Below are 11686 nucleotides of genomic sequence, written 5' to 3' on the forward strand. Positions count from 1 at the left end.
ATTATATTAATATATATTAATGAAGCAGTGAATGGAAAATGTCACTGCTTTTTTTTATGAAAAGAGTTCGTTTCGAGAGATAATAAAAAATGAAAGACGCTTTACTATTTAAAAGCAAAGCGTCTTTAAAAATTAGAACCGTTAAAATACATTATCACGGGTTCTATTAGTTAAATTTAATTACGAATCAGGTAATCGAATGCACCTAAAGCTGCTGTGGCACCTGATCCCATTGAGATAATGATTTGCTTGTATGGACTATCGGTACAATCCCCTGCAGCGTATACTCCAGGAATACTTGTAAGGCCACGTTTATCAACAACGATTTCGCCGATGCGTGTACGTTCAATTGTGTCTCCTAACCAATCTGTATTAGGAACAAGACCGATTTGAACAAATACACCCTGCAGTTCAGTGTGATGTTCTTCTCCTGTCTCACGATCAACATAAGAAATACCGTTTACTTTGTCAGTTCCAGTGATTTCTTTCGTTTGAACGTTTTTATGGACGGTTACGTTAGGAAGACTGTAAAGACGCTCTTGAAGGACGGCATCAGCTTTCAATTCTGGCATGAACTCAAGCACTGTTACATGTTTCACAATACCAGCAAGATCAATGGCTGCCTCAATTCCGGAATTTCCGCCGCCAATCACCGCAACGTCCTTGCCTTCAAACAAAGGCCCATCACAATGAGGGCAATAGGCAACGCCTTTGTTTTTGAATTCAGCTTCACCTGGAACGCCTACATTACGCCAGCGTGCCCCGGTTGATAGGATAACGGTTTTGCTCTTGAGAACAGCGCCGTTTTCCAGTTCCACTTCGATAAGGTCTTTCTTCTCTAAACGCTTGGCACGCTGTAAGTTCATGACATCGATGTCATACTCTTTGACATGCTCTTCTAGACTTGCAGCAAGCTTAGGACCTTCAGTATAGGTCATACTGATGAAATTCTCAATCGCCATGGTATCCATTATCTGACCGCCGAATCGTTCAGCGACAATACCTGTGCGGATGCCTTTACGTGCTGCATAGATGGCTGCACTTGCACCAGCTGGTCCACCACCAACAACAAGCACATCAAATGGCTCTTTATCAGAAAGCTCTGAGGCATCCTGGCCGCTTCCCATCTTGGCGAGGATTTCTTCAAGTGTCATTCGGCCGCTGCCAAAGGCTTCACCATTTAGGTAAACAGTTGGTACAGCTAGGATATCTTTACTTTCTACTTCTTTTTTAAATGCTGCACCATCAATCATCGTATGTGTAATATTAGGGTTGAGAATAGTCATTAAATTCAGCGCTTGCACAACATCAGGACAATTGTGGCAGGTTAAGCTAATGTAGGATTCAAAGTGATAATCACCTTTTATGCTTTTCACTTGATCGATTGTCTGCTGATCAACCTTTGGTGCTCTTCCACTAACCTGTAAAAGAGCCAATACTAAAGATGTAAATTCATGCCCAAGAGGGATACCAGCGAAGGTAACTCCTGTATCTTCGCCGATCCGATTGACATTAAAGCTCGGAGTTCTTGGCAATGTCGTGTTCTCCACTTTTATGTGGGAGGACATTGTAGCTAATTCATCGATTAGAGCCAGCATGTCACGAGAAACCTCATCAGACCCAGCACTAACCTTTATAAGCACATCGCCCTCCATTAATTGAAGATATTGGGCTAGTTGTGCTTTTATATCAGCATCTAATATCATGTTGGATTGTCCCCTTAAATCTTTCCTACAAGATCAAGGCTAGGCTTAAGAGTTGCAGATCCTTCTTCCCATTTTGCTGGGCAAACTTCACCTGGATTGTTGCGAACATATTGTGCAGCCTTAATCTTGTTTACGACTGTGCTAGCATCACGGCCGATGCCGCCAGCGTTGATTTCAACCGTTTGAATAACACCATCTGGATCGATGATGAAAGTACCACGATCAGCAAGACCCTCATCTTCGTTTAGTACATCAAAGATGCGAGAGATTTTTTGAGATGGGTCACCGACCATAATATATTCAATTTTGCTAATAGCTTCTGAATGATCATGCCATGCTTTATGTGTAAAATGAGTATCTGTAGAAACAGAATATACTTCAACCCCAAGTTCCTTTAAGGTTGCGTATTGGTTTTGCAAATCTTCAAGCTCAGTTGGACATACGAAGGTAAAATCTGCAGGGTAGAAGCAAACTACACTCCATTTACCTTTAAAGTTTTGTTCAGAAACATCGATAAACTCACCGTTATGAAATGCTTTTGCTGAGAATGATTGTACTTCTTTTCCAATTAGTGACATAGTGTATTTTCCTCCTTAGATTGTGTATAAATTGAGTTATAGCTTGCCATGGTAAGTGACCCGCTATTAAATAAATTATAATAATTATAATTCGATATTAATTATTATATAGTACTATGTATTTTGTCAAGGGGTTTTACCTATAATTAGCTTGTTTTGTTTTTAAAGGGTTTATACATTTCTTCAAAAATAATAAATGAATAAGTAGAATCTATGAATAAAAAGCCGGTAGATTACCGACTTTTTCCAACTGAAACTTCACTATTTTATTATTAGGGGAAAGGCATCCGTGAATGCCTATTTTATAACAATCCACTATTTGACTGAATGAAGAATTGGGATTGTTGATAGTTATAAGTGATTTTTGAGAAATTGAATGGTTGTCCATTGGTTAAATGGAAAATGCTCTCTACATAAAACTTTGGATCTCCTTTTTCCAACCCCAAATACTCTGCTTCTTCCGCATTTAGTTTATTTACATGAAGAAATAAATCGGAAAAACCAACCTTTAAGCCTAATCCATCCCGAATATAATGAAAGATTGATTCTGAAACAATTTCTTTATTTAAATAAGTAATGATCGATTTATTATAATAGGATTCTTCAAAGCACAACGTTTGCCCGTTAATATAGCGAACTCGTTTTACATAATAGACTTCGTCATTTGAACCAATGTTTAAATTTTCCGCGGCATCAAGTGTTGGTTGTCTAACATCAAGTTCAATTACTTTTGATGTTAATTGAAAATCCTCAAGATCCTTTTTAAACCCCTGATTTGAAAGGAGGCTAATATAACCTTTGCGTTTATGTCTTCTTACAAAAATTCCACTGCCTCTAACCTGGAATACGACTCCTTTTTCTCCAACAATTCTAATGCTTTCGTAATCGTGCTCTTGCTCACTTCAAATTGTGTCATTAATGCCTCTAAAACGGGTAGCTTAACACCTTGCTGAAGGTCATTCTCTTCTATATACTTTTCAATTTCTGATGCGATTTGTTGGTATTTTAACATTTTCATTCCTCATTAATTATTGACTTTTATATCAAAATTATAGCATAAACCGATTTTTGTTTTTATTGCTAAATAATTATTTTATCCACGTATTGATAAATTATACCGGTACAATTATAATATAACCATAATCTGATGAAAGCGTATTATCATCAGAAAGGGATTTAAAGTTTAGATATTGTAAAACTTATTAAGGGTATTACCTTAAATCAAAAATAGTAACAGTCGTGAAATAAGGAGGAAATGAAAATGGCAAAATTACCAAAGGATTTTTTATGGGGCGGTGCCTTAGCTGCTCACCAATTTGAAGGTGGTTGGAATCAAGGGGGTAAAGGACCAAGTGTCGTTGATGTCTTAACCGCTGGTGCCCACGGTGTACCTAGAAGACTAACAGAAACAGTCGAAGCAAATGAATTTTATCCGAACCACGAAGCAATTGATTTCTATCATAAATATAAAGAGGATATCGCATTATTTGCGGAAATGGGACTGAAATGTTTACGGACATCGATCGGTTGGAGCAGAATTTTCCCAAATGGAGACGAAGCAGAGCCATGCGAAGAAGGCTTACAATTTTATGATGATGTATTTGATGAATTACTAAAGTATGGAATTGAACCTGTTATTACATTATCTCACTTCGAAATGCCGTTACATTTGGCAAGAGAATATGGCGGTTTTAAAAATAGAAAAGTGGTAGACTTTTTCGCGAAATTTGCTGAAGCTTGCTTCAACAGATATAAAGATAAAGTGAAATACTGGATGACATTTAACGAAATCAATAACCAAATGGATGTTAATAATCCATTATTCTTGTGGACAAATTCTGGTGTTACGATAGAAGAGGGCGAAAATGCGAAAGAAGTTATGTACCAAGCAGGTCATCACGAATTAGTCGCAAGTGCATTAGCTGTAGCAAAAGGAAAAGAAATTAACCCTGAATTCCAAATTGGGGCGATGGTTTCACATGTGCCAATTTATCCGTTTTCATGTAATCCTGAGGACGTAATGCTTGCTGAAGAAGAAATGAGACAGCGCTACTTCTTTGCTGATGTCCATGTTCGCGGTTATTATCCAAGCTACGCGTTAAAGGAATTTGAACGTGAAGGGTACAATATCAAGTTCGAAGAAGGCGATGATGAAATCTTAAGAAACGGTACTGTTGATTATTTAGGCTTCAGCTATTACATGTCTACAACTGTTAAAAGTGATGTTGTAAAGGATAATAGAGGAGATATCGTTAATGGTGCACTACCTAATGGTGTGGAGAATCCGTACATCAAGTCAAGTGACTGGGGCTGGGCGATTGACCCAACTGGGCTGCGCTATACATTAAACCGTTTCTATGATCGCTATCAAATTCCGTTATTTATCGTTGAAAACGGATTTGGCGCAGTGGATACGGTTGAAGAAGACGGTTCTATTCATGACCCAGAAAGAATTCAATATTTAAAATCACATATTGAAGCAGTAGAACAAGCTGTAAATTACGATGGTGTTGATTTAATGGGCTATACGCCATGGGGAATCATTGATATTGTGTCGTTCACAACAGGCGAAATGAAAAAACGCTATGGCATGATCTATGTTGACCGTGATAATGAAGGAAATGGATCAATGAAGCGCTATAAGAAGGATTCTTTTAACTGGTATAAAAACGTAATTGAAACAAATGGTGAAGAATTATAATATAACCCCAAAACATAAGCGGCGAACTCCACATTGGTGATTTATCGCGACTAAAAACAACCTCATTGGGTCCTAAATCAGACCTAATGAGGTTGTTTTTTATTATTCTCTTAAAGCTTTTTCATAGAAATGGCTTTTCTGATTTTTTGTAAAGCAACTTGAGTTTCTTCTTTCCGTGCCTTCATAAAGTTTACAAACAGGGCATCGATAATCGTTAGCTGAGCTAAGCGCGAAGCAAGTGCTTCCGAACGATATTCTGTCTCCTCGGAAACTGTATAAAGCGGAATGTCAACCTGTTGTGATAATGGTGTTTTAGCGAAGCTAGTAATACCGATTGTTTTCGCGCCATTTTCCTTTGCAATTTCAAGAATATCGAGTATATCTTTATTTACTCCAGAATGAGAGATCAAGACAGCTACGTCTCCCTTTTTTAATTGGGAAGCAGCCATTATTTGAAAATGAGTATCTAAATATGCATTTGTTGTAACACCAGTGCGAACAAATTTATGGTACGCGTCTAGGGCAATCGTCCCAGATCCACCACTCCCATAAAAATCAATTCTCTTGGCCTCTTTCATAGCATTTACTGCATTTATCAGCTTGTCCTTGTCTAGAATCCTTAAAGTATCTTCTAAGGTTTTTATATTAAAACGAAAAACTTTCTGAACGACCTCGGCCTCATCATCAGATTCCTCAATCGCATCATAAAAATCATGTATGGTAGGATTTACTATTTCAGATGCAAGCGCAATTTTCATTGCCTGATATCCTTTGAAGCCTAATCTCTTACAAAAGCGAAAGACAGTTGCTTCAGCCACACTTAATTCCTCAGCGATTTGATAAATTGTCCCATGAACAACTTTGTTAGGATCATTGAGAATATAATCTGCAATTAATTTATCTTTCTCACTTAGGTCGTTATAAATAAATTTTATCGTAGATAAACAACTGTTTTGCTCTACCATTTTTAATTCCCCACTTTCTTCCCTTTATTATATAAGAATTGATATTACAAATTGTGTACAAATTGTGTAAACCGTTTCATTGAAAAATGTGAATAAATTGTGTATTGTATTTAAAAAGAAATATTTTTTGATATACTCCGTTTATGAAGAAATATTTTTTCATTGCGAAACTCTATGAAAAATTTTACCTTATAAAGGAGTGTTTCTGTACATTCAAATTTAAAAATCAATGGTCTTAAAAAGTGATCGTCAAGCTTTTCAGTAGCAAGTTTAAAGTATCTTATTATGATGGCAATTTTCAAGTTTACTTATGTAGTGCTCATATGCTGGTTTTACTAAATGACTTAGTTTATGAGTATGGGATGGGAAGTCCAAGCTATTTTTTATGATTTGGAGGAATGACGATGCCGTTAATCATTGTGGCAATTGGAATAATTGCACTTTTACTATTAATCATGGGTCTAAAACTCAATACGTTTATTTCACTCATTATCGTTTCGTTTGGCGTTGCTTTAGCACTGGGGATGCCATTAGAGGAAGTTGTTAAGACCATTGAAGCAGGACTAGGCGGAACGCTCGGACACTTAGCCTTAATCTTTGGACTTGGTGCGATGCTAGGAAAACTAATCGCTGATTCTGGCGGTGCACAACGAATTGCGATGACGCTAGTAAATAAATTCGGCGAGAAAAATATTCAATGGGCGGTTGTGGCTGCTTCATTCATTATTGGAATTGCTCTATTTTTTGAAGTAGGTCTAGTATTGTTGATTCCGATCGTATTTGCGATTTCAAAAGAATTAAAGATTTCAATTTTGTACCTTGGGATTCCGATGACAGCTGCCTTATCTGTCACACACGGCTTCTTACCGCCACACCCAGGACCAACGGTGATCGCTGGGGAGTATGGCGCAAACATTGGCGAAGTTTTACTTTATGGTTTCATTATTGCTGTTCCAACTGTTTTTCTAGCTGGGCCAGTCTTTACGAAGATCGCGAAAAAGCTTGTTCCTGCATCGTTTACCAAGACAGGCAGTATCGCTTCTTTAGGAGATCAAAAAACTTTCAAGCTTGAAGAAACTCCAGGCTTTGGAATCAGTGTTTTTACGGCATTACTTCCTGTTATTTTAATGTCGATTGCCACAATTATTACGTTGCTTCAAAAAACAATTGGGTTTGAAGATAATAGTTTCCTAGCTGTGATTCGATTTATCGGAGATGCGGGTACTTCGATGTTGATCTCCCTAATGGTTGCAGTCTATACCATGGGCTTGGCTAGAAAAATCCCAATCAAAACCGTGATGGAATCTTGTACAACGGCGATTACTCATATTGGGATGATGCTGCTAATCATTGGCGGCGGCGGTGCCTTCAAGCAAGTATTAATTAACGGCGGCGTTGGTGATTATGTCGCTGAATTATTCAAAGGAACGTCTTTATCACCGATCCTACTTGCTTGGATTATTGCAGCAATTCTACGTATTTCATTAGGGTCTGCCACTGTCGCAGCATTAACAACGGCTGGTTTGGTAATCCCAATGCTCGGCCATTCAGATGTTAACCTGGCTTTAGTGGTGCTCGCAACAGGTGCAGGAAGCTTAATTGCTTCACACGTAAATGATGCTGGTTTCTGGATGTTTAAAGAGTACTTTGGTTTATCGATGAAGGAAACCTTTGCGACATGGACCTTGCTTGAGACGATTATTTCTGTAGCTGGATTAGGGTTTATCTTATTACTAAGTTTGTTTGTATAGGTTTTCAGCTTCATCTAGTTAAAAAAAGCGGAATGGGTGGGAATTCTCACCTATTCCAAAACAAATAGGAAAGGGTGTTTGTGAATGTCTGAATCATTATACATGCTAGGAGTTGACATCGGGACAACAAGCACAAAGGCGGTACTATACAAGGAAACTGGAGAAGTTGTTACAACCTATACGGTAGGATATCCTTTGCATAGTCCAATTCCTTCAGTTGCAGAGCAGGACCCTGATCAAATTTTCAAATCAGTGATGACCGTTATTAAGGAAACAGTAAAAGCTGCTGCAATAGATCCAGTAAAGCTATCATTGGTTTCTTTTAGTTCAGCAATGCATAGTGTTATAGCTGTCGATCAAGAAGGAAAGCCCTTAACGAATTCAATCACTTGGGCGGATAGCAGAAGTAAGAAATGGGCTGATTTAATCAATAAGGAAATGAATGGGTTGGAGATCTACCAACGAACGGGTACTCCAATTCATCCAATGTCACCACTACCGAAAGTAATGTGGCTTCGCAACGAACAAAGTGAAATATTTTCGAAAACATATAAGTTTATTGGGATAAAGGAATATGTTTTTTATAAATTTTTCAATCGTTACGTGATTGATTATTCGATTGCATCTGCAACAGGTATGTTTAATTTAAATAATTTAGATTGGGATAAAGAGGCTTTGGAAGTTGCAGGTATTACACCTGATCAACTATCTGAAATCGTACCAACGACTTATTATTTAACGGACCTTAATGAAGCATTTGCAATGGAAATGAATATTCCACCATCAACGCCTTTTGTTGTTGGTGCTAGTGACGGTGTGTTGTCTAATTTAGGAGTAAATGCAATTGATCCTGGTGTTGTAGCCGTCACGATTGGCACCAGTGGAGCGATTCGAACCATTGCTGAAAAACCTGTAACAGATCCAAAGGGGAGGATATTTTGTTACGCCTTAACAGATAAGCATTGGGTGATTGGTGGTCCTGTTAATAATGGAGGAATGACATTTCGTTGGGTACGTGATGAGTTTGCGGCATCTGAGGTTGAGACGGCTGCAAGACTTGGTATCGATCCTTATGAAGTGCTAACGAAGATTGCAGACCGAGTTGCACCTGGCGCAGATGGATTGATTTTCCACCCGTATTTAGCGGGAGAACGCGCACCACTATGGAATTCTGATGCACGCGGTTCTTTCTTCGGTTTAGGTTTACATCATAAAAAAGAGCATATGATTCGGGCTGTTTTAGAAGGTGTCATTTTGAATCTATATACGGTTCAATTAGCACTTCAGGAATTAATCGGTACGCCTAAAAAAATTCAAGCTACTGGAGGATTCGCACGATCCCCATTATGGAGACAAATGATGGCTGATATTGTTGGTCAAGAAGTTGTTGTACCAGAAAGCTTTGAGAGCTCTTGTTTAGGAGCAGCAGTCCTTGGTTTGTATGCTTTAGGTAAGATTGATTCGTTTGATATTATGGAAAACCTTGTAGGCTCAACTCATCGCCACGTACCTATAAAAGAGAATGTTGATATTTATGAGGATTTAATTCCAATCTATATCCGCATTTCACGTGTATTAGAAAACGAATATCAGGCAATTGCAGAATTTCAAAGAAAACAATTAGGCTAACAATAGGGGAGATTATGATGGAAAACAGACTATCTACGATAAAGCCATATACTCGGGCAATTTTAAAGGCGCATCTTTGCTCTTGTGGAGTTCAATATAATCAAATGGGGAAACCAGTAATCGCCATTGCGAATTCTTGGAATGAAATTGTTCCAGGGCATGTTCATTTACGTCAGGTTGCCGATGCTGTGAAGGAAGGCGTCATTGAAGCTGGTGGCTTACCGTTAGAATTTAATACGATTGCTGTTTGTGACGGGATTGCTCAAGGCCATGATGGGATGAAGTACTCTTTACCAAGTCGAGAAACGATTGCCGACAGTGTAGAGGTTATGGTCAAGGCTCACGGAATTTTTGATGGGATGGTTGCTTTAAGCTCTTGCGACAAGATTGTTCCAGGAATGCTTATGGCTACAGCACGGTTAAATCTACCGAGTGTTGTCGTATTAGGTGGTGTGATGCCAAATCACATTAAGCCAAAGGAATCTAAGGAAGCTCGTAAGCAATTTCTAGCTGGAGAATTAGACGAAAAAGGGCTGGTTGAAATTTCAAATAAATATTATCCAAGTGCAGGGGCATGCCCGTTTTTAGGGACGGCTAATACGATGCAGGGCTTAACAGAATCACTAGGTATGGCGATTCCAAAAAGCTCGTGGATGCGTGCTTTATCTGATGAACAGCTTGAGGCTGCCAAAGAAGCGGGGCGCCGGGCAGTAGAGCTTGTTCGAAAAGGGATTACACCAAAAGACATTATGACCATTGATGCCTTTAAAAATGCAATCTCAGTCCTTTTAGCCATGGGTGGCTCGTTAAATGCTTGTCTCCACCTTCCGGCAATTGCCCATGAATTAGGTATCGATCTGCCGATGGATTTATTTGATGAAATTAGTCGTAAAGTTCCATTTCTTGCAGGAGTTACACCTAATAACAACGAGTATACAACGAATGACCTGCAACGTGCGGGTGGAATACCAGCATTAATGAAGGAACTAGCAGGTAATATTAACTTAAATGCATTAACCGTCACTGGTAAAACAGTTGGTGAAAATATAGCCGATGCGGTCGTTCTTGATCGAGAAATTATTTACCATTTAGATCAACCGATCGATCAGGAAGGTGGAATTGCTGTATTAAAAGGGAATCTTGCTACTCAGGGTGCACTAATCAAGCAATCAGCAGTTGCCGAAAGCCTTAAAAAGTTTAGAGGACCAGCTAAAGTATACAACTCTGAAGAGCTTTTTTTAGAGTCCTTTGAAGCTGGTGAAATTGAAGAAGGGGATGCGGTCGTGATTCGCTATGAAGGGCCAAAAGGTGGACCAGGTATGCGCGAACTACACCGTTGTACAGAAGTATTAGGGAAATATAACCGTATTGCTTTAATTACAGACGGACGGTTCTCAGGCGCATCAGCAGGATTATCAATAGGTTATTTAAGTCCTGAAGCAGCAGAAACGGGGAATATCGCTCTAGTTGAAAATGGAGATATGATCGAGATCGATATTTATGAGCGAAGACTTCAGCTAGAAGTACCAAATGTTGAATTAGAATTACGGCGTGAAAAGCTTGAGGCAGTAAAGCGTGAAGCTAGTAAATATTTAAGATTATATTCCATTAGTGCTTCATCTGCCGCAACAGGGGCTGTTCGAGTATTACCAGAATAATCGTTATACTTTTTAATAGAATAGGAGATTACGAGTATGAGCTTTCAAGAAATTAAAAATCGTGGTGTTGTAGCGGTCATTCGTGATGCAAAGGTGGATACAATCGTTCCAATTGCGAAGGCATTGCAGCAGGGTGGAGTAACAGCGTTGGAAATTACAATGGAAACGCCCAAGGCACTATCAATCATCGAAATATTAGCCGACCAAATGGATGATGACGTGTTAGTAGGTGCAGGGACAGTATTAGACCCTGAGACAGCTCGTGCTGCCATTATGTCAGGCGCAAAATTTGTTTTCTCACCAACTGTTAATATAGAAACAATTAAAATGACCAAGCGTTATGGGGTGATTAGTGTACCTGGTGCCTTTACCCCAACAGAAGTATTAACGGCTTATGAGCATGGTGCAGATTTAATTAAAGTATTTCCTGCAAACACTGGTGGACCGGGTCATTTAAAAGCAATCCGTGGACCATTACCACATATCCCACTTATGCCAACAGGAGGGATTGATCTAAACAATGTTGGTTCTTTTATTAAAGCAGGTGCCATTGCTGTAGGTGTAGGAAGCACGTTAGTGGATTGTAAAAAACCTTTTAATGACAAGTATTTACAGGATCTAATAGCTACCGCTAAAGCATTTGTTTCCGAGGTTGAGAAAGCAAGAAGCAAATCTTAATATACATGGTTAAACGTAAT

General features: G+C 38.8%; 8 protein-coding genes and 1 pseudogene. 5 read left to right on the forward strand and 4 right to left on the reverse strand.

Translation table 11 applies throughout. The features are described from left to right. Positions 1-176: 176 nt before the first annotated feature. The 3 genes and pseudogenes from ahpF to RGF10_RS01265 form a co-directional block, all read right to left on the reverse strand. Positions 177-1706, reverse strand: a complete 1530-nt coding sequence (gene ahpF / locus RGF10_RS01255; protein ID WP_318506565.1) for an alkyl hydroperoxide reductase subunit F — start codon at positions 1704-1706, stop codon at positions 177-179. Positions 1707-1720: 14 nt separating this feature from the next. Further along, positions 1721-2284: an alkyl hydroperoxide reductase subunit C gene (gene ahpC, locus RGF10_RS01260; protein WP_318506568.1), complete on the reverse strand. Its 564-nt coding sequence runs from the start codon at positions 2282-2284 to the stop codon at positions 1721-1723. 302 nt (positions 2285-2586) lie between these two features. Further along, positions 2587-3296: pseudogene (locus RGF10_RS01265) on the reverse strand (GntR family transcriptional regulator). 249 nt (positions 3297-3545) lie between these two features. On the opposite strand from RGF10_RS01265, the gene bglA reads away from it, so the two are divergent. After that, a complete protein-coding gene (bglA, locus tag RGF10_RS01270) occupies positions 3546-4985 on the forward strand; it encodes a 6-phospho-beta-glucosidase BglA (RefSeq protein ID WP_318506570.1) in 1440 nt (479 codons plus the stop codon). Between the two features lie 110 nt (positions 4986-5095). On the opposite strand, the gene RGF10_RS01275 is transcribed toward bglA, so the two are convergent. Further along, on the reverse strand, positions 5096-5950 hold the full coding sequence (locus RGF10_RS01275; RefSeq protein ID WP_318506572.1) for a MurR/RpiR family transcriptional regulator: 855 nt from the start codon (positions 5948-5950) through the stop codon (positions 5096-5098). A gap of 404 nt (positions 5951-6354) precedes the next feature. Between RGF10_RS01275 and RGF10_RS01280 the strand changes: the two genes are divergently transcribed. The 4 genes from RGF10_RS01280 (at position 6355) to RGF10_RS01295 (ending at position 11666) form a co-directional block, all read left to right on the forward strand. Beyond that, a complete protein-coding gene (locus RGF10_RS01280; protein ID WP_318506574.1) occupies positions 6355-7701 on the forward strand; it encodes a GntP family permease in 1347 nt (448 codons plus the stop codon). Positions 7702-7785: 84 nt separating this feature from the next. Next, the gene (gene gntK, locus RGF10_RS01285; RefSeq protein WP_318506577.1) at positions 7786-9330 is read left to right on the forward strand and encodes a gluconokinase; all 1545 of its coding nucleotides are present in this window, start codon (positions 7786-7788) and stop codon (positions 9328-9330) included. A gap of 14 nt (positions 9331-9344) precedes the next feature. Next, positions 9345-10988, forward strand: a complete 1644-nt coding sequence (gene ilvD / locus RGF10_RS01290; RefSeq protein WP_318506579.1) for a dihydroxy-acid dehydratase — start codon at positions 9345-9347, stop codon at positions 10986-10988. Between the two features lie 36 nt (positions 10989-11024). Next, a complete protein-coding gene (locus RGF10_RS01295) occupies positions 11025-11666 on the forward strand; it encodes a bifunctional 4-hydroxy-2-oxoglutarate aldolase/2-dehydro-3-deoxy-phosphogluconate aldolase (protein WP_318506581.1) in 642 nt (213 codons plus the stop codon). The last annotated feature ends 20 nt before the right edge of the window (positions 11667-11686 follow it).

The organism is Bacillus sp. T3, from assembly GCF_033449965.1.
Lineage (GTDB): Bacteria > Bacillota > Bacilli > Bacillales > Cytobacillaceae > Bacillus_BU.

Excerpts from the sequence above, each read along its gene's own strand:
- ilvD (WP_318506579.1), top strand. The coding sequence starts at position 9,345 with ATGATGGAAAACAGACTATCTACGATAAAGCCATATACTCGGGCAATT.
- RGF10_RS01295 (WP_318506581.1), top strand. The coding sequence starts at position 11,025 with ATGAGCTTTCAAGAAATTAAAAATCGTGGTGTTGTAGCGGTCATTCGT.
- gntK (WP_318506577.1), top strand. The coding sequence starts at position 7,786 with ATGTCTGAATCATTATACATGCTAGGAGTTGACATCGGGACAACAAGC.
- ahpF (WP_318506565.1), bottom strand. The coding sequence starts at position 1,706 with ATGATATTAGATGCTGATATAAAAGCACAACTAGCCCAATATCTTCAA.
- bglA (WP_318506570.1), top strand. The coding sequence starts at position 3,546 with ATGGCAAAATTACCAAAGGATTTTTTATGGGGCGGTGCCTTAGCTGCT.
- ahpC (WP_318506568.1), bottom strand. The coding sequence starts at position 2,284 with ATGTCACTAATTGGAAAAGAAGTACAATCATTCTCAGCAAAAGCATTT.
- RGF10_RS01275 (WP_318506572.1), bottom strand. The coding sequence starts at position 5,950 with ATGGTAGAGCAAAACAGTTGTTTATCTACGATAAAATTTATTTATAAC.
- RGF10_RS01280 (WP_318506574.1), top strand. The coding sequence starts at position 6,355 with ATGCCGTTAATCATTGTGGCAATTGGAATAATTGCACTTTTACTATTA.